The sequence below is a fragment of the Rhodococcus sp. JS3073 genome, from assembly GCF_026810085.1.
Lineage (GTDB): Bacteria > Actinomycetota > Actinomycetes > Mycobacteriales > Mycobacteriaceae > Rhodococcus_F > Rhodococcus_F wratislaviensis.
In genome coordinates this window covers 3,309,334-3,330,749 of the sequence record NZ_CP113951.1, presented here as the reverse complement: position 1 = coordinate 3,330,749, position 21,416 = coordinate 3,309,334, and the positions used below count along the sequence as shown (strand labels likewise).

The following is a 21,416-nucleotide window of genomic DNA, read 5'->3' as shown; positions in this document are numbered from 1 at the left end:
GTGTCTATGTTGTATTCCGCCGCGGAGCAGGCCTATCGCGAGGTCAAAGAGCTCATCCTGTCGGGCGGTCTGCCCGGCGGTGAGCTGATCAGCGAGGGCGAGATCGCCGGACGCATGGGGCTCAGCCGCACCCCGGTGCGCGAAGCGTTCCTCCGGCTCGAGGCCGAGGGCTGGATGCGGCTCTACCCGAAGCGCGGCGCGCTCATCGTGCCCGTCGCCGACGGCGAGGCAGAGCACGTCGTCGACGCCCGGCAACTCGTCGAGACGCACAGCGTCCGGGTGCTGGCCGATCAGCCACACGCCCGTGAACTCCTCGTCGCCCGCCTGCGCGAGAACCTCGCGGAGCAGCGGACGATCGCCGAGCGCGGCGACGTCGCCGCCTTCAGCGCGGCCGACGCCGACTTCCATCGGATGATCGTCGAGGCCGGCGAGAACCCGCTGCTCGCGACGTTCTACTCCAGCATTCGCGAGCGTCAGCGCCGCATGACGGCACACTCGATCACCCGCGACCCGGGACAGCTGCCCAGGATCATCGCCGACCACGAGCAGCTGACCGAACTCGTCGAGGCGGGTGACGTCGCCGGGTACGACACCGCCGTACTCGTCCACATGCGCCAGGTCCACGCCCTCAACCCGAGAGGAGTTGCGCGATGACCGTCGTCCGCGAATCCCCGAGGGAGGCGCCGGAGGCCCTCGCGTCGCCGCGCGCCTGGCTGCTGGTGGCCGCGACCATGTTCGCGGTCGCGTGGGGCGGCAACGAATTCACGCCGCTCCTCGGCATGTACCGCGCCGACCACGGTTTCTCCCCGGTCACGGTCGATCTGTTCCTGTTCGCCTACGTTGTCGGGATCGTGCCCGCCCTGCTCCTCGGCGGACCCCTTTCCGACCGGCTGGGACGGCGGCCGATCCTGCTCCCGGCACCGTTCCTGACGATCGCCGGTTCCGCGCTCCTGGCCCTCGGCGCCGACTCCGCGGCGATGCTCATCGTCGGCCGCGTCCTGTGCGGTGTCGCGCTCGGCCTCGGCATGGCCGTCGGTGGCAGCTGGGTGAAGGAACTGTCGTCCGCGCCGTGGGATCCCACGGTCACGGACGGTGCCGGTGCGCGACGGGCAGCGATGAGTCTGACCGGCGGCTTCGGCCTCGGCGCGGGCGTCGCCGGCGTTCTCGCGCAGTGGGCGCCGCTGCCGAGCGTCCTGGCGTACGTCGTGCACAGCGCGATCGCCGTCGCCGCTGCAGTCGCACTGTGGCGGGCCCCGGAGACCCGCGCGGCCCAGCCGGTCGCCGAGCGCGTCTCGCTCGCCCGCGACCTCGCGATCCCGTCCGCCGCACACAAGCGATTCCTGTTCGTGATCGCGCCGCTCGCGCCGTGGGTGTTCGGGACGGCGGCCGCCGCCTACGCGGTGCTGCCGTCGCTGATGTCCGGGAACACCGGTGGGCTGCCGCTCGCGTTCTCGGCGCTCATGTGCGCGGTCGGCCTCGGGGCGGGATTCGCGATCCAGGCACTCGGCCGCAAAATCGACACCCCCCGCAACGCGCGTGCCGTCGTGGTGTCACTCGTCGTCGTCCTCGCCGGAATGGGCGTCGCCGCCGTCGCAGCGTCGGCGCTGACCGTTCCGCTCGCGCTCGCCGCCGCCGTCGTGCTCGGCTGCGGATACGGCATGGCCATGGTGTCCGGACTGCAGGAGATTCAGCGGATCGCAGGACCGGACGACCTCGCCGGACTGACCGCCGTCTTCTACTCGCTCACCTACCTGGGATTCGGGACACCCGCCGTGATGGCCTACCTGTCCGAGACGTTCCCGGCGGTGACGTACCCGAGAATGTTCGTCTTCGGCGCGGTCGCAGCCGCCGGCTGCCTCGCGGTCGCACTCACGAAGTGGCGCGCGCACCTGCCGAACCCGGAGTGACCGCAGCTCACATCGGCGGCAGGGTCTTCTCGCCGAGCCAGGAATCCCACAGCCGGCGCAGCGGCTCGTCGGTGTAGTGGGTGGCCAGGTCGGTGAACTGCTCGCTCGTGACGGTCGAGTGGCGATGGGCCAGCGTCCACTGCCGAAGCAACCCGAAGAACTTGTCGTCGCCGAGCCGGCGTCGCAAAGCGTGGAGTGTGAGAGCGCCGCGCTTGTAGACGCGGTCGTCGAACATCAGCTGCGGTCCCGGATCGGCGATCACCAGGTCCTGCGGTTTGCGGGACAGGCCCTGATGCGCCTGCAGGGCGAGCTCGTGCGCGGAATGTCCACCGGAGTTCTCCGACCAGATCCACTCCGCGTAACAGGCGAAGCCTTCGTGCAGCCAGATGTCGCGCCACTGGCCGAGCGTCAGGCTGTTGCCGAACCACTGATGAGCCAGTTCGTGCGCCACCAGGCGTTCGGACCAGCGCCGGCCGGTGCAATGGTTGGCGCCGAAAATCGACAGCCCCTGCGCCTCGAGCGGGATCTCCAACTCGTCGTCCGTCACGACCACCGTGTAGTCGGCGAACGGGTACGGGCCGAACAATCGGGAGAACACGTCCATCATCTGAGGCTGCCGGCCGAAGTCCACGTCGAACGGCGCGCGCAATCGAGGCGGATGGACGGCGAACATGGGGACACCGCCGGAACCGAGGCTCCGGCGTTCGTACGGCCCGATCTGGATGGTGGCCAGATAACTCGCCATCGGCTCGGTCTGCTCGTACACCCACGTCGTCTGGCTGGCCCGAGTCTGCTTGCTGACCAGCGCACCGTTGGCCACCGTGTAGTACGGCGAATCGGTCGTGATCGCGATGCGGTAACTCGCCTTCGAACTCGGGTGGTCGTCGCACGGGAACCAGGACGCCGCCCCGTTGGGCTGACTGGCGACGAGCGCGCCCTCGGACAACTCCTCCCAGCCGACCTCACCCCACACACTGCGGATCGGTTTCGGCGAACCCCCGTACTGGACGGTGAGCACGAGGGCGCCGCCCGCGGGGACGGTCTGCGCGGGCGTGACGATCAGCTTGCCGTTCCGGTGCAGCCACTTCGTGTTCCGGGAACCGTTGGTCGCGACCTTCGTGACGTGCAGGTTGGCCGCCAGATCGAGAGCGAACCGCGAGCGAGCCTCGGTGGTGACCGCGGTGATCGTGGCCTTGCCTGTCAGCCGGTTGCTGTGAACCTTGTAGGTGAGGTCGAGTTCGTACCGGGACACCCGGTATCCGCGGTTGCCGTTCTGGGGGAGGTACGGGTCGACCGGCTCGTCGATCCCCTTCTCGGACTTCACCTCGCCGCCCAGGGGGCGATCGGATTCCCCTGCCAGCGCGTGGACTGCGGCACGGTGTCGCCGCGCATGACGAGTGAGGCAGGGCCGACCGTGGCGCCTTCGCCGATCCGGGCGGCGGGCAACGCGACACAATGCGGCCCGAGGGTGGCGCCGGCCCCGAGGATGACGGTGTCCATGGACATGATCCGATCATGGAACAGGTGAGTCTGCACGACACACCCCCGTTCCACGGTCGCGCCGTCGCCCAGCGTGACGAGATCCGCCTCGGGGAGCCAATAGGTTTCACACCACACGCCCTTGCCGATGGTGGCGCCGAGACCCCGCAACCAGACGTTGAGCACGGCGGTGCCGGTGGCGGCACGGGCGAACCAGGGTGCGGCGACGGTCTCCACGAAGGCGTCCGACACCTCGTTCCGCCACACGAACGAACTCCACAGCGGGTGCTCGATCTTGCCGATCCGACCCACCACCAGCCACTTCGCGATCACGGAGATCAGCCCGGCGACCGCGCCCGCGACGAGGAGGACGACACCGCTGGCCAGCGCCGCGAGCCAGAAGCCGATGTGGTGAGCCATCACCTGCAGCGCGAACAGCACGCCGAGGCCGATTCCGAACGTCACCGTCACCGGGATGAGACGGCACGTCTCCACGACCGCACGGGCGATCTTGAGCCGGACCGGGGGACGGAACGTGCGGGAGGCGTCGGCGTCGCCGGGCGCCCTGCGGAGCCGGACCGGGGGACTGCCCAGCCAGGAGGAACCGGATTTCGCCTTCGACGGCGTGGCCGAGAGCACGGCGACGAGGCCGTTCTTGGGCACGCGCCGACCGGGACCGGTCATCCCGGAGTTGCCGAGGAAGGCGCGCTTGCCGACCTTCGCGTGTTCGATGTGCATCCAGCCGCCGCCGAGTTCGTAACTCGCGATCATCGTGTCGTCGGCGAGGAACGCGCCGTCCGCCACGGTGGTGAACTTCGGCAGCATGAGGACGGTCGACGCTTCGACGTTCTTGCCGATCCGGGCGCCGAGCAACCGCAGCCATCCCGGCGTCAGGAGACTCGCATACAGCGGGAACAGGAACGTGCGGGCGGAGTCCATGAGTCGTTCGGTGGCCCACACCTGCCAGCCGATGCGACTGCGGACCGGGTGGTAGCCCTCACGCAGCCCGATGGACAGCAGCCGGACGGACACGACCGTGAGGAGGGCGAACACGGCGAGGCTGACGAGCGTCGCGACGGGAAGGATCACCAGCGACTGGAGTACGGCGGATCCGATCGTGCCTGCGTCGCGGATCCACCAGCCGATGACCACGATGCCGGCGACGAGGGCGAAGATCGGCAGTCCGGCGATGAGCATCGACGTCACGCCGAACGCGGGAACCCAGTAAGCCGCGCGGCGCGGAGTCTCCTCGGGCCACGGGTGGACGGCCTTGCCGACCTTGACCGCCGGTGAACCGGCCCAGTGCTGATTGGCCTTGACGCGTCCGAACACGGCGGAACCGGCCTCGACTTCGGCGTTTCGGCCTACGGTGGCGCCGGGAATCAGCGTGGACCGGGCGCCCACCGACGCACCCGGACCGATCTTGATCGCACCGATGTGGACGACGTCGCCGTCCACCCAGTGCCCCGACAGGTCGACCTCGGGTTCGATGGAGCAACCGTCGCCGAGTTCGAGCATGCCGGTGACCGGCGGGAGCGTGTGCAGGTCGACCCCCTTGCCGACCTTGGCGCCGAGCGCCCGCGCGTAGTAGAGCATCCACGGCGCGCCAGACAGGTTCGCGGCGCCGCTGGCCTCGGTCAGGCGCAACGCCACCCACAGTCGCAGGTGTTCGCTGCCGCCTCGGGGATACGTTCCCGGCTCGAGTCCGCGCAGCAGGATCCGTGAGCCGATCACCGAGATCGCCATCCGGCCGACCGGGCTGATGAACACGAAGAACGCGAGCAGAATCCACCACCACGACACCGTGGGCGCCCACGACACCGTCGTGAACCACGAGAAGGCGTTGTTCGCGATGGCCAGCCACGTGACCCACTGCAGGCCAGTGAGCGTGGTGAGCGGAATCGTGGCCGCGATCTGCGCGAGCTGGCTCCGACGCGGAGTCGGCGTGACGATGCGGGGTTCGGCGGCGTCGATCGGCGCCAGCTCGTCGAGGTATTCCGCGAGCGAACCGAGCCTCGGATGGTCGTAGAGCTGCGCGACCGTCACTTCGGGGAACCGTTCGCGCAGTGCCGTGACCAGCTGGGCTGCCGAGAGGGATCCGCCGCCGAGCTCGAAGAAGTCGTCGTCGGGGCCCGTGATCTCGGCGCCGAGAATCGCCGTCCACAGCCCCGCGACCCAGGCCTGTGTGCCCTCGAGGCCCAGTTTCTCCGCGGCGTCGTCGATACCCGGCGGGGGCCAGGGCAGGGCGTTCCGGTCGACCTTGCCCGACGTGCGGGTGGGCAGTTCGTCGACGAGGACCAGCCGGGGAACCAGCGCCGCCGGGAGTTGCTCCGTGAGCGCGGTGTGCGCCGCCTTGAGGTCGAAGTCGGGGTTGGTGCTGGCCAGATAGCCGACGAGGATCTGGTGCCCGGCTCCGGTCCGGCGCACGGCCGCGGCGGCGCCGCCGACGCCGGGAAGGTTCTGCAGGGCGTTGTCGACCTCTCCCAGTTCGATCCGCCTGCCACCGAGTTTCACCTGATCGTCCGCGCGACCCTGGAACAGCAGTCCGCGGCGGTCGAGGCGGACGAGGTCGCCGCTGCGGTACGCGCGGTCCCAGCCGAGTGTCGGCATCGGGGCGTACTTCTCGGCGTCCTTATCCGGGTCGAGGTACCGGGCCAGGCCGACGCCGCCGATGACCAGTTCGCCCACCTCGCCCTCCGGGACGGGTTCACCGGTTCCGTCGACCACTGCGAGGTCCCAGCCGTCCAGCGGGAGACCGATGCTGACCGGACTCTTGCCGTCCATCAGGGCGCCGCAGGCCACGACGGTCGCCTCGGTGGGCCCGTACGTGTTCCATACCTCGCGTCCGTCGACGGCGAGTCGCTCCGCGAGCTCCGGTGGGCAGGCCTCGCCGCCGAAGATCAGCAGGCGCACGGCCTCGAGGGCCTCGGCGGGCCACAGCGACGCGAGGGTCGGCACGGTCGAGACGATGCTGACGTCGCGCGCGACGAGCCACGGGCCGAGGTCCATGCCGCTGCGCACCAGGGACCGGGGTGCGGGCACGAGGCAGGCGCCGTGACGCCACGCGAGCCACATCTCCTCGCAGGATGCGTCGAACGCGACCGACAGTCCGGCCAGCACCCGATCGCCGGGCCGGATCGGGTCTTCCTGCAGGAACATCCGGGCTTCGGCATCCACGAACGCCGCCGCGTTGCGATGGTTCACCGCGACCCCCTTGGGGGTGCCGGTGGAACCGGAGGTGAAGATGATCCAGGCGTCGTCGTCGACGGTCGGCGGACGGGCGCTCGGCGACTCGGCCCTGTCGGGGGCGGTGCCTGCGGTGATCCCGGCGCCGGTCATCACGCACCGGACCTGCGCCTCACCGAACACGAGTTCGGCGCGTTCCTCGGGGTCGTCCGCGTCGACCGGCACGTAGGCGGCGCCGACGGCGAGCGTCGCCAGGATCGCGACGTAGAGCGAGCAGGATCCGGACGGCATGCGGATTCCGACGCGATCGCCGGCCCCGACTCCCGATTCGGCCAGGACCTCCGCGGTCTGCCGGATCTCCTCGAGCAGTTCCTGGTAGGTGAGCGACGTCGAGCCGTCGTCGATCGCCGGGGCTTCGGGGTTCGCCTCGGCCGTCGCGACCAGGATGTCGACGAGTGTGCGCGGCGCCGGTGCGAATTCACGGCGGAGGAATTCCCGGGGTATACGGAGCGACAGGTCCGAATCCGTCGGCGACTGGAGAGACAATCCAGAATTCCTTCTCTGAGCGGGTGGTGGTGCGTACGGCTCGTTATCTCACGATCAAGTGGCCAGATGGTGAACAGTTGGTGGTCGGTAGGGCTTCTTCGACCATTCTTCACCCGCAGTTGCCGGTTCTCGCACCGCGCATGTAGAAGTTCGCTTCTCTTCTTCGTCGTCTGGTCAGAAGGAGCACCCGGGTTCCTTCGATTAGAGGAAGGATGACCTCATGTACTACCTGGCATTGCTGGCGGACGAGAAGAACGCCACCGAGTGGGCACCGGACAGTCCGGAGTTCGCGGTGGCCGTTGCGCGCCACCAGGCGTTCACGGAAAGAGCGGGCTCCGCGATCGTCGGAGGTGGTGCCCTGTATCCGAGCGCGGAGGCGGCGACCATCCGGAACGAGGGCGGCCGCACACTGATCACGGACGGTCCGTTCGCGGAGACCGCGGAGGTGATCGGTGGTTTCTACGTCCTCGAGGGACCGGACCTGGACGAGGTGCTGAATGTGGCGCGGCACATCCCCGAGGCGATCATCGAGTTGTGGCCGATGTTCGAGTGGATGCCCGTGACCGATCAAGAGGGCTGCTGGATGGCGCTGCTCCGCGAACCGGTGGCGGCGGCGGTGGCGCCGGGCACACCCCAGTGGGACGAGGGAATGGCCGAGCACGAGAAGTTCGGTCGCCTCGCCGGGTCCGCGGTGCGCGGCGGCGGAGCCCTCTATCCGCCGGACTCCGCGACGACGATCCGCGTCCGGGACGGGGAACTCCTTCTCACCGACGGCCCCTTCGCCGAGACAGCCGAGGTCGCGAACGGCCTGTACGTGCTCGCGGCCGACGACCGGGAGAGCGCGATCGCGTTGTCGGCGAAGATCCCGGTGACGCCGAAGGGCTGCATCGAACTCCGGCAGATCGTCGCCTACACCGAGTAATGGACGGCGACACGCTGGGCCGCGTCTTCCGGGAGGAGTCCGGTCGGGCGCTGGCGACCGTGGCACGGATGGTCGGTGACCTGTCCCTCGCGGAAGACGCGGTCCAGGAGGCGTTCGCCGAGGCGATCCGCAGCTGGCCGGAGGCGGGGCTGCCGAAGAACCCGGGAGCCTGGATCACGACCGTCGCACGCAACCGGGCCCTGGACCGGTTGCGCCGGGAGTCGTTGCGCGGCGACAAGGAGCACGATGCGGCGCGGCTCGTTCCGCCTCCGGACGAGGAAGAGGTGTGGCCGGTGCGTGACGACCAGTTGCGGCTCATGTTCACGTGCTGCCATCCCGCGCTGTCCCCGGAGTCGCAGGTCGCGTTGACTCTCCGCCTCGTGGCCGGGCTGAGGCCCGCGGAGATCGCCCGGTTGTTCCTTGCCCCGGAACCGACCGTGTCCCAACGGCTCAGCCGCGCGAAGTCGAAGATCCGGACCGCCGGTATCCCCTTCCGGGTCCCGCCCGACCATCTGCTGCCGGAGCGCACCCCGCAGGTGCTCGCCTGCATCTATCTGGTGTTCACCGAGGGCTATTCGGCGACGTCGGGCGACACCGCGATCCGGGACGAACTCTGCGAGGAGGCGCTGCGGCTCGGCCGGTTGCTGTGCGAGCTGATGCCGGACGAGGGTGAGGCGTGGGCGCTGATGGCGCTCATGCTGTTTCACGACAGTAGGCGCGCCCAGCGAACGGACGGCGCGGGCGATCTCGTCTCCCTCGAGGACCAGGACCGTCGGCGCTGGGACCGGGCGAAGATCGAGGAAGGCGTCGTGTGCCTGCGGGCCGCACGGCGCAGGGGAGGCGGTCCGTACAGCGCGCAGGCCACGATCGCGGCCGCCCACGCGACGGCGCCGAACTGGGCGGCCACCGAGTGGAACGCCGTCGTCGCCGGATACGACGAACTCGGGACGTACGGTGACTCACCTGCGGTCCGTCTCAATCGCGCTGTCGCAGTGAGCTTCCGCGACGGCCCCGACGCCGGCCTCGCCGAGTTGGACGCACTCGCCGGGGAGCCGAGGCTGGCGCGGACGCACACCGTGCACGCGACGCGCGCCGACCTGCTGCGCCGAGCGGGCAGGCCCGCGGAGGCGAGCGCGGAGTACCGCGCCGCGATCGGCCTGGCGGCGAACGAACCGACCCGGCGATTCCTGGCGAGGCGGCTCGCGGAAGTGGACAGTGAGAACAGTGCCAGCTAGATCCGCCCGCGAGGCTGGTGCTGGGTGATGCAGTGGATGCCGCCGCCCCGCGCGAAGATCTGCCGGGCGTCGACCGTGACGACGCGGCGACCGGGGTAGACGCTCGACAGGATGTCGCGGGCGAGAGCATCGTGGGGGTCGTCGAAGCCGCACGCGATGACGCCGCCGTTGACGACGAGATGATTGATATAGCTGTAATCCACCCAGCCCTCCTCGTCACGCAGGACCGTCGGGGCAGGCACCTCCACGATCCGCCACGGCGCACCGGAACGGTCACGGCTGTCGGAGAGAACTTTCAGGATCTCGGCGGTCACCTCGTGGTCGGGGTGGGATCGGTCGCGCTGGGAGTGCACGAGAGCGACCCCGGGTGCGGGCAACGCCGCGACGATGTCGACGTGCCCCTTGGTGCCGAACTTCTCGGAATCCCGGGTGAGGCCGCGGGGGAGCCAGACGACGTGCTCGGCGCCGATCGTGCGCGCGAGTTCGGCCTCGACTCCCGCCGCGTCCAGGCCGGGGTTGCGCAGCGGGTCGAGTTGCACGGTCTCGGTGACGAGCACGGTGCCGCGACCGTCGACCTGGATCCCGCCGCCCTCGTTGACCATCGACGACGGGACCGGCTGGGCACCGGACCACCGGGTGACGGCCGCGCCGATCGACCGGTCGCGGTCCCAGGTGGCCCACTCCTGTTGTCCCCAGCCGTTGAACGTCCAGTCGACGGCACCGAGGCGGTCGTTCTCGTCGAGGACGAATGTGGGTCCGATGTCGCGCATCCAGGCGTCGTCGAGGGGAGCCTCGACCACATCGACGTCCGGGGACAGGTACTGCCGGGCGACGTCCCGGTCCGCCGGATCGACGACCATGGTGACCGGTTCGAATTCGGTGATCGCGTGGGCGACGGCCGTCCACGCGGTCCGCGCCTCGTGCGCGTCGTCCGCTGTCGCGGTCATCGAGGCCCCGAGGGGCGGGAACGCCATCCACACCCGTTCCTGCGGTTCGGTCTCGCTGGGCATACGCCAGGTCATGACCGGGTCTCCGCGGCCGATACGGTCGTCGGGAGCCCGTAGGGGTGCTCGTGGTCCACGGGATCCGTCAGCCGGGTGTACGTGTCCGGCCTGCGGGTGGTCAGGAACGGGAAGAGATCGAGCCAGTCCTTCCGCTGATCGAGGTCGAGATCGGCCACCAGGACCGCCTCCTCGTCGCGGGGAGCCGACACGAGCACCCGGCCGTACGGGTCGGAGATGAACGAGGAACCGTAGAAGTCGATGCCGCCCTCGCTGCCGCAGCGGTTCGGGACCACCATGAATGTGCCACTGGTGATGCCGTTTCCGACGATCACGTGCTGCCAGATCGGCTGGGTGTCGAAAGACGGGGCGCTCGGCTCCGACCCGATCGCGGTGGGGTAGACGAGGATCTCGGCGCCGCCGAGTGAATACATCCGCGCGACTTCGGGGAACCACTCGTCCCAGCACGTCGGCAAACCGAGTGCGGCACCGTTCAGTTCGGCGGGGCGGTAGACGGGGTAGGCGTCGTCGGCGGGACCGCCGCGGAAGTAGGTGTCCTCGTAGTAGCCGGCGCTGACGGGGATGTGCAGCTTGCGGGTCCGGGAGAGCAGTTCACCGGACGGGGACACGAGGATGGCGGTGTTGAAGCCGAGACCGTCCGGGCCGTCGGCTCGTTCGTAGAGGGAGGCGTGGACGCAGACCCCGTGCCGGGCAGCGGCGGCGGCCGCGAAAGTGTAGGTGGGCCCGGTCGTGAGGTTCTCGGCGTCGCGGCCGGGGGTCCCGGTCGCGCGGGTGTCGGCGGGGTACTTCGACAACGTGAGTTCCGGCAGGAACACCACGGCAGCGCCGAGGGCGGCGGCCTCGCCGATCGCGTCGGTCAGCTCGGTGCGGAGTGCGTCGGCATCGGGACGCCAGCGGTGCTGCACCAGCCCGACCCGCAGCGGCGTGCGGGCGGATTCGGTGAAGCGCGCCGGTGAGGACGGAGCGGGCAGTGCGGTGATCGTGCGAATGGTCATCGTTATTCCTTCGGTCTGGATGTGATGGGGGTGTCGGAAATGTGGTGGGTCGGATCGGAGTGGTGGGTGGGCTCGGACATCACGACGTCGATCGCGCCGAGCAGATGGGAGCGGGCGTCCTCGGTGGAGATCTCCTTGCAGAGCCACCGCCCGGACAGGCCCTCCACGAGGGCGGTCATGGTGACCGCGGTGCGCCGGGGGTCGAGGGAGGGGGCGATCTCACCGGTGCCCTGCGCCTGCGCGATCGCGTCGGCGATTTCCGACACCCACGCGGCGGTGGTCCGTGCGAGGGGCTCCCGTAACGCCTCCTCGTACACGGCGGATGCGCGTAACTCGTTCCAGGCCAGCGAGTTCTCCACGACCTCGGGACGGTCCTGGATCTCGCCGAGGAGGGAGCGGGTGAGGCGGTCGCGGGCGGAGTCGCCGGATCCCTCGCCCTCGCCGCGGTAGGCGCGGGCACGGTCGTTGATGTAGTTCAGGGCGGCCTCGAGGAGGCCGATGCGATCCTTGAAGTGGTAGTACAGCAGGCCCGGCGACACGCCCGCGACCTCCGCGACATCGTTGACGCGAAGCCCGCGGATGCCTCGTTGGGCAATGGCCGTCGCGCTGGCCTTCAGAATCGCATCGCGTCGCTCGCTCATCGGTGAATCTCCTTCGGTCGTGTCGTCCTAGGACGTCGGCGCCTCGACCGGGGCCACGTGTTCGGGCCACAGTCGCAGCGCGACGAGGTAGCCGGCCACGGCGATGGCCGACGATCCGACAAGACTGACATCGACACCGTGCGCGATGTCGGCAAGGGGCCCGGAGTACAGCGACGTGTCCACGGCGAGGACGCCGAACACCGATCCGGCCGCCCAGGGGATGACGGCGCGCAGATTCCAGCCGCCGGTGAACCAGTACCGCCCACCCTTGCGGCCCAGGTTGAAGACCTGGAGGTCGACCGCGTCGTACTGCCCTCGCCTCGCAACCAGGAAACCGGCGACGTTGATCGCCACCCACGGCGCGGCGAAACCGTTGAGCACCAGGGTCATCGCGGTGATCGAATCGACGGCGTCGACGACGAAGACACCGATGTAGAGCAGGGCCACCGCGAGCGCCGACGTGATCAACGTGGTGTGGACGCGGCGCAACCGGGGGATCAGAGCCTCCAGGTCGAGGCCGCTGGCGTAGACGTTGAGGACGCCCTGGCCCAGTCCTCCCGCGAGTGCGACGAGGACGATCGGCAGCACGTACCAACCGGGCGCCTCCGCCACCAGATCGGCAACGTAGGAGTCGCTCAGCGTGGTGAACGTCGACGCGGTGAACGATCCGAAAGCTGCCGTCAGGAACAGCCCGAAGAAGATGCCTGCCATGGTGGCCGCGACGATCGAACGGTCGCTGAACCGCACTCGGGAGATCCGCCTGCTGTAGTCGCCGAGCGTCGGGGCATACGACAGCGGACCGCCGACGGCGAGCACCACGGCCAGAATCCAGGTGGGCCAGAATCCGCCGAGGAGATAGTCGCCGCTGCCCGCTCCGCCGTCGAAGCGACCCGCGAATGCGAAGACACCGAGCAGGAGCAGCGCGGCGACGACGGGCAGCACGAACTTCTGGAGCGCGACCACCGTGCCGTGGCCGAACAGCGCGACGGCCACGATCTCGGCGGCGATGATGCCGTAACCCAGGGCGAGCATGCCGTTGTCGACCGGCGTGCCGAGCAGGCGGTGGGCGGCCGCGATCAGCGCGTCACCCGAGGTCCAGACCGCGATCGCGGCGTATGCGAGGGCGAAGAGCAGGGTGAGCCCCGAGCCGATCATCCGTCCGCTCACTCCGAAGTGCGCACCACTCGACACGGTGTTGTTCGTGCCGGTGCGCGGGCCCAGGAGTGACAGAGGGGCGATGAGGAGCGTGCCGAGTCCGATGCCGACCGCGCTGGCCGCGATCGCACTGCCGAACCCGAGTCCGAACGTGATCGGGAGCCAGCCGAACACGATCACCGAGAACGCCAGGTTGCCGCCGAAGAACACGGCGAGCATGTTGAGCGGTCGCGAATCGCGTTCCGCTTCGGGGATGTACTCCACGCCGATCGTCTCGACGTGTCCGAAACGGTCCTCCGGCGGGGAGGGGGCGGTGTCGTCGAGGGGCGTCGTCGGGTCGAGATTCGTGGACACTGCGGACCTCACATTCTCGGCGGAGGTGACCGTCATCACGTCCTGTTGAGTACTGAAGATATTCCAAACTGAAAATTCAGTCAAGACCCTCGGGTGACGTGCACCACCGCGGGTGGTGCGGAGTTTGCGCTGCTACGGCTACCGGACTAGATATATGTGTAACTGCTCGTCTCATGTATCCCTCTGTCATTGGAGTGCCTGTGCCTGTCGCTGCCATCAACAGTCGTTTCGCGAATCGGTGCCGGCTCGCCGCAGCGGGGACGGCGTTCGCTCGACGCGGGATCGAGGGTGGACGGTGAGGTCGCCGCTCGTCCGGTGGCAGCTGATCGGATTCGTTCTCGTGGCCCTCATGGGCCTCGTCTACGTGGGTGCGAATTACGTGCGCCTCGACAATCTCCTCGGCTTCGGCGAATACACGGTGAACCTCGAGTTGGAGACGTCGGGCGGCATCTTCACCAATGCGGAAGTCACGTACCGCGGCGTGCCGGTCGGCCGCGTCGGGGACATGTCCCTGACCGCGGACGGCGTCGTCGTCGAATTGAGAATCGACTCGAGCGCGCCCGGCATTCCCGCGTCCGCGAAAGCCCTCGTGGCGAACAGGTCGGCGATCGGCGAGCAGTACGTCGACCTTCAGCCCGCCACCGATCGCGGGCCGTTCCTGGCGAACGGGTCCCGTATCGCCGCCGAGGATGCGTCGACGCCGGTGCCCGTCGAAGAGTTGCTTGCCGGCACGCAGGGATTGACGGAATCGTGCCGATCGACGCGCTCCACACGGTCGTGACGGAACTCGGCGCGGCGTTCGACGGCAAGGGTGAAGACCTGCAATCACTCGCGGATTCGTTCTCCGGGCTGTCGGCATCGGGCGCCGAATCACTCAATCGGACAATGGCTTTGGTGCGAGACAGTCGCGCAGTGCTGGACACGCAGTCCGAACAGTCCTCTGCAATCAGGGACTTCAGTGCCGACCTGGACTCGCTTGCGGATCGGCTGCGCAGCAGCGACCCCGACGTCCGGCGGCTGATCGACAACGGAAACTCGGCGAGTGATCAACTGGGGCAACTCGTCTCGGCGGTCGCACCGGGTGTCACGACGAACCTCGCCAACCTGTCCGCCACGACGAAGGCGATCGCGGTGCAGGCCACGGCCCTGCAGACCCTGTTCGTGTACCTGCCGGGGGTGGCGGCGGCGTCGTCGACCATTGCGCCCGGCGACGGAACCGTTCACCTGGGCCTGGTGGCCGAGACCAACAATCCGCCATCGTGCACCGTCGGCTACGAGGGCACCCAGGCGATCCTCGAGGAGATGAAGCGGAAGGACCCGAACTTCGACGACACGCAGCAGGACTTCCCGCAGAACACCGCGGCGTCCTGCGCGGCTCCGCAGGGCAGTCTCACCGGCGTCCGCAGTGCGAACCGGATCGTGTTCGGCGACCCCGCCACCGTGCAGCCGTGGGACTCGAAGCCGAAGAAGGACCCGAACAGGCTGGACCTCAACCCGATTGCGAACCAGCTCGCCCCGCTCCTCGGGGTGACCCCCAACTGACGCGGGTTCTTGCGCCCGGATGCCGGACCCTCCCGGGTTCGGGTTGACAACCGCGCGTCGATCCTGCAATCTTCGAAACAGGTCACGAGTACCAGCGTCAAGCCCCGGCTAGCTGGTCGGCAACCCTCCACCGCGGCGGGGTGCTCCGGGTGACGACCAGGCTGAGGTTCATACCGAACCCGGCAAGCGCGGACTCCGAGAGGGCACCGACCCTGCGACGAGTCCCTGACTACGAGGGATGTCGTGATGACTGCTGTATTGACCGCTGACGTGTGTGTTGCCCCCCTGGCCCAGGTTTCGGGCTCCGACCTGCGGGTTCCGCTCGTTCAGGGCGGCGACTGCGCCTACGTCAACTTCGACTACGCCGCCAGTGCCCCGGCGTTGGCGCAGGTGACCGACCGAATCGCGGCACTGCTTCCGACGTACTCCAGCGTGCACCGCGGCGCCGGCTATGCGTCGCGAGTGTCGACCGAGTGCTACGAGAAGGCACGCGACTCGGTCGCCCGGTTCGTCGGAGCGGGCGAGGACCAGGTGGTGGTCTTCACCCGGAACACGACCGACTCGCTGAATCTGCTCGCCGGCTGCGTCCCCGGCAGCACCGTGGTCCTCGACATCGAGCATCACGCGAACCTGCTGCCGTGGAGGAACTCTCGCGTCGTGAGGGCGGCGGACACGCTGGACGAGACGGTCCGCCTGCTCGTCGCCGAACTGTGCTCCAAGCCCACCGCCCTACTCGCGGTGACGGGTGCGTCCAACGTGACCGGCGAGGTGCTGCCCATCGCCACCCTCGCCGAGGTGGCGCATCGTTGCGGCGCACGGATTCTCGTCGACGCCGCTCAGCTTGCACCGCACCGCCGCATCGATGTCGAAAAGTGGGGCGTCGACTACCTCGCATTCTCCGGACACAAGTTGTATGCCCCCTTCGGCTCGGGCGTGCTGGTCGGCCGCCGGGACTGGCTCGACGCCGCCGAGCCCTACCTCGCGGGCGGCGGAGCAGTCCGGAACGTGACCGTCGAATCCACCCAGTGGGCGCCCGCCCCTGCCCGGCACGAGGCGGGAACCCCCAACGTGCTCGGCGCGGCGGCGCTCGCCGCCGCGTGCGATGCGCTGTCCGAGCTGGACTTCGGCACGGTGGCCGAACACGAGGCGGCGCTCACCGGCCGGCTCCTCGACGGCCTCGGCTCCGTCGACGGCCTGCAGTTCCTGCGGCTGTGGTCGGACGCCCCCGACACCGTGGGGATCGTGACGTTCACGATCGACGGGTTCGAGCCGGGAGAGATCGCCGCCTACCTGTCCGCCGAACACGGAATCGGAGTTCGCGACGGGCGTTTCTGCGCCCATCCGCTGCTGGGACGCCTCGGCAGGCCCGACGGCGCCGTGCGGGTGAGTGTGGGTCTCGGAAGCTGCTCCGAGGACGTGGATCGGCTGGTCGACGCGGTGCGCACCCTGGTGGCGGGGCGTCGGAGCTGGACCTACGCCAACGAGAGCGGCCAGTGGAATCCGGTGCCGGAGACACGTTTTTCGCAGGACGCGCTAGTATGACCGCATGGCATCGCAGGCTGGGAGCACAATGATTGCTCACTGGTGCCGTCGGCATGTCGATCTGTGCCGAACCGCCTCGGGTATGTGTTCGAGCTGACCGTTCTTCCAGCTCCGTTTCATTCACACGTCATTCCCGAGGAACCCCTATGTCTCGAGACAATGCCTTCGTTTCCCGTCCCCTCCGCGTCGCCGTCGAACTGACCGGATCGGGCCACCACCCGGCGGCCGAGGGCGCCGCAGGCACGCGGCCGATCAACGGTGCGGACTACTGGGTGGACCTGACCGCCGACTCGACGGATCAGCTCGACCTCACATCGTTCCCGCCGAACGTCGTTCGGATCCGGGCATCCGATCTGCGTGAGGCGCAGCAGGAACGCGCGCGGATCCGCGCCGAACTCGTCGCCGACGGTCGCGACCCCGACGGCGTCACCGTCCTGGTGGACCTCGAGGTGCTCATCGCCGGAGAGGCCCGCGCCGCACGCAAGGAGCTGGCCCTCCTCGACAGCGCCCTGGAGACACCGCGTGCTCCGGTGTCGTTGCAGTACATCGGAACTCCGGTCGGCCTCGCCGGACTCATCGCCGACATCCAGGCGGCAGGCGTCGCCGACGGTGTGACCCTGCTGCCGCTGTCGCTGCCCAGGGTTCTGGAGCAGCTCGTCGACGGCACCCTCCCGTGGCTGGAGGAGCGCGGTCTCGTCACCTCCGCCGACGCCGTCGACGAAGCGCTGCGTCGCTTCGAGCTCCCCCTCCGCGAGCGGGTGCTGGCGTCCTGACCAGGTCAGCTGCCGTTGTTCGCTGAGCCGAGCGGAGTGGGCCGGTAGTACCGGCCTTCGTGATACAGCAGGGGAGCCGAAGCGGAATCGTCGTCTGCCTCGGCATGGACGCGGGTGACGAGGCCGATGACGAGCGTGTGATCGCCGACGGGAATCAACTGGTCCACGATGACCCGCAACCAGCTGGGAGTTCCGTGGAGGACCGGTTCGCCGGTGTCGAGTCGCGCCCAGAGGGACACGTCGGCGAACCGCTGGTCGGCGCTTCGGGAGAATCGCTGAGCCAGGTGCTGCTGGTGCTCTCCGAGAAGGTGGATCACCAGCGAATCCGCGGAATGTAGTGCATCGATGCTGGACGACGTGTTCGCGATGTTGAACGACACCAACGGCGGGTCCAGTGAGACGGAGGAGAACGAGGACGCGGTGAAGCCGACCGGGCCGGACCCCGAGTCGAGGGTCACGATGGTGACCCCGGCCGGGTGGCGGCGGAGGGCTGCGCGGTAGTCGTCCGCGCAGATTCCGGGGGCGAGTTGAGGGTCGCGGGGGAGGTCCGAACCATCGACGGTTTCGGCGTTCTCGGCTCTGTCGGACAAATCATTCTCCGGGTCGGCCCGTCTGGGCGCTGTGTCATTCTCGTTCACGTCACTCTCGTTCACGAGATCTGACGTCAACTATAGGGGCGTGGACCGACCGGGATTCAGTCGACGTCGATCGCCAGGCCCGCGGTGATCCGCACCAACTCCGAGAACGACGTGCGGAAGACGGTGTCCGGGTGGCCGGCGGCCGCCCACAGTTCCGCGTACTCGGACAGGGCGTTGTCGACGTACGTCGGAAGGTTCGTGGGATGTCCGAGCGGGGCGATACCCCCGATCGGCTGGCCGGTCGCGATCCGCACCATGTCGAGCGGCGCCCGGGTCAGATTTCCCTGCAGTCGCTTGCCCGTGTTCGCCAGATCCACCTCGTGCGCCCCCGACACCAGGAGCAGGATCGGATCGTCGTCCAGGAGGAACACCAGCGACTTGGTGATGGCCCCGATGTCGACCCCCAGAGACTCCGCCGCCTCCGCCGCGGAGTGGGTGGAGTCGGGCTGGGTCACGATCACCCCATGGTGTCCTCGCGCGATCAGAGTCTCGGCGACATGCGCGGCGTGGGGGTGCAGGGGCGTCGGCATGAACCAAGAGTAGGTCCATTCCTCCGGTACGACATCAAGAAGCGTCGTCCGACACGACATCGGAACGGGGCGTAGTCGATTCCGGCTTCCGGAGGCGCCGGACGGTGAACCCGAACAGCAGTCCGAGCCCGACCGCCGAGTAGAGCGCGAGGGCGAGGGCGGGCTGCCCCAGTCCGACGTCGTCGAAGTACACGATGCTGCGAATTCCCTCGGTGCCTGCGCCCGGGGTGATCCAGCGTCCGATGGCCGCGTAGAAGGCGGGGATGACGTTCGAACCGAACGCACCGCCGGCGCTGGGATTGCCGAGAATGACGAAGACGGCGATCGCGAGGGGCACCGCGAGGATGCCGACCGAGGCGCGCAACCCCAGCGTGAACACGGCGGTGCCGAAGACGACACCTGTTCCGAGAAGCCACAGCGGGAACCAGTGGCCTGCGAACGTGCCGAGCACGTGAGTGGTGATCAGGGCGCCGAGGGCACCGGACAGCACGGCGTACCCGAACAGGACAGCCGTGTGCGCGGAGGCCTGACGCAGGGTCCGCGGGGCGCCGATGAACAGGCCGATCGCCGCCGCGAGCAGGTAGCCGCCGACCACCCATCCGACCGCCAGATAGAAACCGGACAGTCCGCGGTTGTCGTGCGCCCCTACCGGAATTTCGTCGCGCACCGTGAACTGGCGACCTTGGCTGTTCTCCACCTCCGCGAAGACCGATTCGAGCGCGCTGGAGATCGAGCTGCCGCCTGCACTCGCCGTGATCAGGGTGTCGGGGCCGACGGGATTCATGACGAATGCGCCCTGGATCTCACGGTCGTGGAGGAGTCGCCGGGCCTCCACGGTGTCCGAGACGACACGGGCGCGCAGCGGCCTGCCGTCGATCGCATCGAGCCGGTCGGCGACCTGCTGGTCCGTGCCTGCGGGCAGTCCCTCCGCCGCGACGACACCGATCTCGATGTCGCGGGGTGTGGGCTGATGGAACGCGGCCACGTAGCTGAGGATGAAGCCGAGCTGGAGGAGGAGAACGCCGAAGACCAGCGCGACCATCACCCTGGGAGCGCCGTACTTCGACACCGGACTGTCGTGGTGCACGGGAGCCGGGGTGGGGGATTCGCTGTCGGTCATGGTCATCGGACGTCCTCGATCCTTGTCGATACCGTAGGTATTGAATACCCTAGGTATCGTGACTGAAGATCGTCAACCGGACAGTCGTCACACCGAATGGGCGCCGACGACGCGTCCCGGTCGTGATGTCGTGCGTCAGCGCCTCCTCGACGCGGCGGCGGAGGAATTCGCGGAGCGGGGCTTCAGCGCGGCCAGGCTCGCCGAGGTCGCGCGCCGGGCCGGGTTCACCAAGGGGGCGGTCTACTCGAACTTCGAGTCGAAGCAGGACCTGTTCGCCGAACTCTTCGCGGCGCGCTCACTCGAACTGGCGGGACGGGTCCTCGCCGAGATCGCCGGCCTGAACCCGTCGGACGCCGCGGGCAAAGGCGGCGAGGCCATAGCGTCGTGGATGGTGCGCGAGCCGGGCTGGTCATTGCTGGTGCTCGAATTCGGCGTGCTCGCCGCACGTGACCCGCAGATCGCCCAGGCGTACCTGCGGGAGCGGCGGCAACTGCGGGGAAAGCTCGTCGAACTGATCGGTGAACGCGCACGGGAGTGGGGGGTCGACGACACGTTCGACGTCCGCACCACGGCCATCTCGCTGATGGCCCTCATCTCCGGCCTCGTGCTCGAACACTCCGTCGACCCCGAGGAAGTGGATCAGTCGACGATGGGCGCCGCGGTCACCGCACTGTTCGCGGGGGCCGTCGCGAGGGCCGGGCTGACCTGATCTCAGGCGGTCTGTGCGACGACACCGTCGAGGAAGCCGTCGATGTGGGCCCACGTGGACTCCTTGGCCTTCGGGCCCGCGACAAGTCCGAGGTGGCTGCCCGGAGCGGACTCGAACCGCACCGACGGAGAACCGGTGAAGACGTCCGTCGCCGCCCGGACCGACGGGATCGGCGCGATGACGTCCTCGGTGCCGCCGATCGCGAGAACCGGCACCGCGAGATCGGCCAGCGTGATCGAACCGTTCCGGGTATCGAAGCTCCCCGCGGCGAGCGTGTTCCCGAGGATCAGCTCGGTGCAGACCTGGCGGAAGAACCGGGCCGGATAACCCGGCATGTCGGCCATGAACCGGTCGATGGACTCCATCCGCGCGAGGGTCTCGGTGTCGTGCAGGTTCCGGGCGATGAACCACGGCTTGGTGAGCTCGCGCTGAAGTGCGGTGAAGCGGTAGCTCGCCTGGACCAGCGGCGCGGGCAGCCCGCCCATCGCCCGCGTCGCGGTCGTGAGGGGGCGATCGCCGGTGAACCGGCCGACCATGCGCAGCGGCGCGATCATGGTCACCGACTCGTAGTCGATCGGCGTGCCGATCGCCGTCACCGAGCCGATCGGCAGATAGTTTCGGCCCGCAGCCGTGAGCAGCGACATCGTTCCCCCGAGACTCCAGCCGATCAGGTCGACGGGTGCACCGTCGTGGAGTCGGGACACGCGGTCGACGGCCGCCGGGATGAAGTCGTCGATCCAGTCCTCGAATCCGAGGCCGCGGTCGGAGTAGCCCATGGTGCCGTAGTCGAGGAGATACGCCGCCTTCCCAGAATCGGCGAGGTGTGCGGCCAGGCTCTGGCCCGGACGGAGGTCGAAGCAGTGTGCGGGCGCCGCGAGCGGGGGCACGAGGAGGACGGGCCGGCCGCCGTCGGTCTCGGTGGTGTCGAATCGGTACAGGTCCTGATGGGGAGCCTCGTGGATGCGCGTCGACGGGGTTCGCTGGACCGGCGCGACTCCGCCGCCGAAGGACAGTCGCCAGGCGTTGCGGGTGAGCGTGTTCAGCGTCGGGTTCCAGGCTATGTCGAGCACGGATTTCCTCTCGTGGCGGCGCAGATCCTTCAGGTATCTGTGACGTCAAC

General features: G+C 68.8%; 18 protein-coding genes, 1 pseudogene and 1 riboswitch. Of the genes and pseudogenes, 9 read left to right on the top strand and 10 right to left on the bottom strand.

What is annotated here, in order from left to right:
- Positions 1-6 precede the first annotated feature (6 nt).
- Together OYT95_RS14995 and OYT95_RS14990 are read left to right on the top strand one after the other, a co-directional pair.
- Entirely contained in the window at positions 7-654 is a 648-nt protein-coding gene (locus OYT95_RS14995; RefSeq protein ID WP_268791835.1) for a GntR family transcriptional regulator, read from the top strand.
- Positions 651-1,907 (top strand): MFS transporter, encoded by a 1,257-nt coding sequence (locus tag OYT95_RS14990; RefSeq protein WP_268791834.1) that lies wholly within the window; start codon positions 651-653, stop codon positions 1,905-1,907. Before OYT95_RS14995 ends, OYT95_RS14990 begins: the two co-directional genes overlap by 4 nt.
- Positions 1,908-1,914: 7 nt before the next feature.
- On the opposite strand, the gene OYT95_RS14985 is transcribed toward OYT95_RS14990, so the two are convergent.
- A complete protein-coding gene (locus tag OYT95_RS14985) occupies positions 1,915-3,231 on the bottom strand; it encodes a M1 family metallopeptidase (RefSeq protein ID WP_268791833.1) in 1,317 nt (438 codons plus the stop codon).
- Positions 3,228-7,118 (bottom strand): Pls/PosA family non-ribosomal peptide synthetase, encoded by a 3,891-nt coding sequence (locus tag OYT95_RS14980; protein WP_268791832.1) that lies wholly within the window; start codon positions 7,116-7,118, stop codon positions 3,228-3,230. Before OYT95_RS14980 ends, OYT95_RS14985 begins: the two co-directional genes overlap by 4 nt.
- A gap of 220 nt (positions 7,119-7,338) precedes the next feature.
- Between OYT95_RS14980 and OYT95_RS14975 the strand changes: the two genes are divergently transcribed.
- Complete coding sequence (locus OYT95_RS14975; RefSeq protein ID WP_268791831.1) at positions 7,339-8,040, top strand: YciI family protein; 702 nt, start codon at positions 7,339-7,341, stop codon at positions 8,038-8,040.
- Complete coding sequence (locus tag OYT95_RS14970; protein ID WP_268791830.1) at positions 8,040-9,275, top strand: RNA polymerase sigma factor; 1,236 nt, start codon at positions 8,040-8,042, stop codon at positions 9,273-9,275. The genes OYT95_RS14975 and OYT95_RS14970 overlap by 1 nt, the downstream gene beginning before the upstream one ends.
- Here OYT95_RS14970 and OYT95_RS14965 read toward each other — a convergent pair.
- Genes OYT95_RS14965 through OYT95_RS14950 form a run of 4 tightly spaced genes read right to left on the bottom strand, consistent with a single transcriptional unit; the run spans position 9,272 to position 13,442 of the window.
- Positions 9,272-10,297, bottom strand: coding sequence for an agmatine deiminase family protein (locus OYT95_RS14965; protein ID WP_268791829.1), 1,026 nt, complete (start codon positions 10,295-10,297; stop codon positions 9,272-9,274). The genes OYT95_RS14970 and OYT95_RS14965 overlap by 4 nt on opposite strands.
- Positions 10,294-11,292, bottom strand: coding sequence for a nitrilase-related carbon-nitrogen hydrolase (locus OYT95_RS14960; RefSeq protein ID WP_128640142.1), 999 nt, complete (start codon positions 11,290-11,292; stop codon positions 10,294-10,296). The genes OYT95_RS14965 and OYT95_RS14960 overlap by 4 nt, the downstream gene beginning before the upstream one ends.
- A 2-nt stretch (positions 11,293-11,294) precedes the next feature.
- Positions 11,295-11,933, bottom strand: a complete 639-nt coding sequence (locus OYT95_RS14955) for a TetR/AcrR family transcriptional regulator (protein WP_112302037.1) — start codon at positions 11,931-11,933, stop codon at positions 11,295-11,297.
- 27 nt (positions 11,934-11,960) lie between these two features.
- Positions 11,961-13,442, bottom strand: coding sequence for a purine-cytosine permease family protein (locus OYT95_RS14950; RefSeq protein ID WP_037242518.1), 1,482 nt, complete (start codon positions 13,440-13,442; stop codon positions 11,961-11,963).
- A gap of 295 nt (positions 13,443-13,737) precedes the next feature.
- On the opposite strand from OYT95_RS14950, the pseudogene OYT95_RS14945 reads away from it, so the two are divergent.
- The 4 genes and pseudogenes from OYT95_RS14945 to OYT95_RS14935 all read left to right on the top strand — a co-directional run bounded on the left by OYT95_RS14945 (position 13,738) and on the right by OYT95_RS14935 (position 17,299).
- A pseudogene (locus OYT95_RS14945) lies at positions 13,738-14,984 on the top strand (MlaD family protein).
- 80 nt (positions 14,985-15,064) lie between these two features.
- Positions 15,065-15,179, top strand: a riboswitch (SAM riboswitch).
- Between the two features lie 51 nt (positions 15,180-15,230).
- Positions 15,231-16,526, top strand: a complete 1,296-nt coding sequence (locus tag OYT95_RS14940; protein WP_268791828.1) for an aminotransferase class V-fold PLP-dependent enzyme — start codon at positions 15,231-15,233, stop codon at positions 16,524-16,526.
- Positions 16,527-16,530: 4 nt separating this feature from the next.
- Entirely contained in the window at positions 16,531-16,623 is a 93-nt protein-coding gene (locus OYT95_RS44685) for a putative leader peptide (protein ID WP_368680942.1), read from the top strand.
- A 49-nt stretch (positions 16,624-16,672) separates the two neighbouring features.
- Positions 16,673-17,299, top strand: a complete 627-nt coding sequence (locus OYT95_RS14935) for a hypothetical protein (protein ID WP_037242358.1) — start codon at positions 16,673-16,675, stop codon at positions 17,297-17,299.
- Between the two features lie 5 nt (positions 17,300-17,304).
- Here the strand turns inward: OYT95_RS14935 and OYT95_RS14930 are convergent, their stop codons facing one another.
- From OYT95_RS14930 to OYT95_RS14920, 3 genes are all read right to left on the bottom strand, one after another.
- Positions 17,305-17,814 (bottom strand): flavin reductase family protein, encoded by a 510-nt coding sequence (locus tag OYT95_RS14930; protein ID WP_370184656.1) that lies wholly within the window; start codon positions 17,812-17,814, stop codon positions 17,305-17,307.
- A 179-nt stretch (positions 17,815-17,993) separates the two neighbouring features.
- A complete protein-coding gene (locus tag OYT95_RS14925) occupies positions 17,994-18,467 on the bottom strand; it encodes a YbaK/EbsC family protein (RefSeq protein WP_005244991.1) in 474 nt (157 codons plus the stop codon).
- Positions 18,468-18,501: 34 nt separating this feature from the next.
- Positions 18,502-19,593: a hypothetical protein gene (locus OYT95_RS14920; protein WP_268791827.1), complete on the bottom strand. Its 1,092-nt coding sequence runs from the start codon at positions 19,591-19,593 to the stop codon at positions 18,502-18,504.
- Positions 19,594-19,717: 124 nt separating this feature from the next.
- Here OYT95_RS14920 and OYT95_RS14915 point away from each other — a divergent pair, with 124 nt between their 5' ends.
- Positions 19,718-20,296 (top strand): TetR/AcrR family transcriptional regulator, encoded by a 579-nt coding sequence (locus OYT95_RS14915; RefSeq protein WP_112302032.1) that lies wholly within the window; start codon positions 19,718-19,720, stop codon positions 20,294-20,296.
- Between the two features lie 2 nt (positions 20,297-20,298).
- Here the strand turns inward: OYT95_RS14915 and OYT95_RS14910 are convergent, their stop codons facing one another.
- Positions 20,299-21,366 carry an alpha/beta fold hydrolase gene (locus tag OYT95_RS14910; protein ID WP_268791826.1) on the bottom strand — a complete coding sequence of 356 codons (1,068 nt, stop codon included), beginning with the start codon at positions 21,364-21,366 and terminating at the stop codon, positions 20,299-20,301.
- Between the last annotated feature and the right edge of the window lie 50 nt (positions 21,367-21,416).

Excerpts from the sequence above, each read along its gene's own strand:
- OYT95_RS14920 (WP_268791827.1), bottom strand. The coding sequence starts at position 19,593 with ATGACCATGACCGACAGCGAATCCCCCACCCCGGCTCCCGTGCACCAC.
- OYT95_RS14990 (WP_268791834.1), top strand. The coding sequence starts at position 651 with ATGACCGTCGTCCGCGAATCCCCGAGGGAGGCGCCGGAGGCCCTCGCG.
- OYT95_RS14995 (WP_268791835.1), top strand. The coding sequence starts at position 7 with ATGTTGTATTCCGCCGCGGAGCAGGCCTATCGCGAGGTCAAAGAGCTC.
- OYT95_RS14955 (WP_112302037.1), bottom strand. The coding sequence starts at position 11,933 with ATGAGCGAGCGACGCGATGCGATTCTGAAGGCCAGCGCGACGGCCATT.
- OYT95_RS14970 (WP_268791830.1), top strand. The coding sequence starts at position 8,040 with ATGGACGGCGACACGCTGGGCCGCGTCTTCCGGGAGGAGTCCGGTCGG.
- OYT95_RS14925 (WP_005244991.1), bottom strand. The coding sequence starts at position 18,467 with ATGCCGACGCCCCTGCACCCCCACGCCGCGCATGTCGCCGAGACTCTG.
- OYT95_RS14935 (WP_037242358.1), top strand. The coding sequence starts at position 16,673 with ATGTCTCGAGACAATGCCTTCGTTTCCCGTCCCCTCCGCGTCGCCGTC.
- OYT95_RS44685 (WP_368680942.1), top strand. The coding sequence starts at position 16,531 with ATGGCATCGCAGGCTGGGAGCACAATGATTGCTCACTGGTGCCGTCGG.
- OYT95_RS14965 (WP_268791829.1), bottom strand. The coding sequence starts at position 10,297 with ATGACCTGGCGTATGCCCAGCGAGACCGAACCGCAGGAACGGGTGTGG.
- OYT95_RS14960 (WP_128640142.1), bottom strand. The coding sequence starts at position 11,292 with ATGACCATTCGCACGATCACCGCACTGCCCGCTCCGTCCTCACCGGCG.
- OYT95_RS14975 (WP_268791831.1), top strand. The coding sequence starts at position 7,339 with ATGTACTACCTGGCATTGCTGGCGGACGAGAAGAACGCCACCGAGTGG.
- OYT95_RS14940 (WP_268791828.1), top strand. The coding sequence starts at position 15,231 with ATGACTGCTGTATTGACCGCTGACGTGTGTGTTGCCCCCCTGGCCCAG.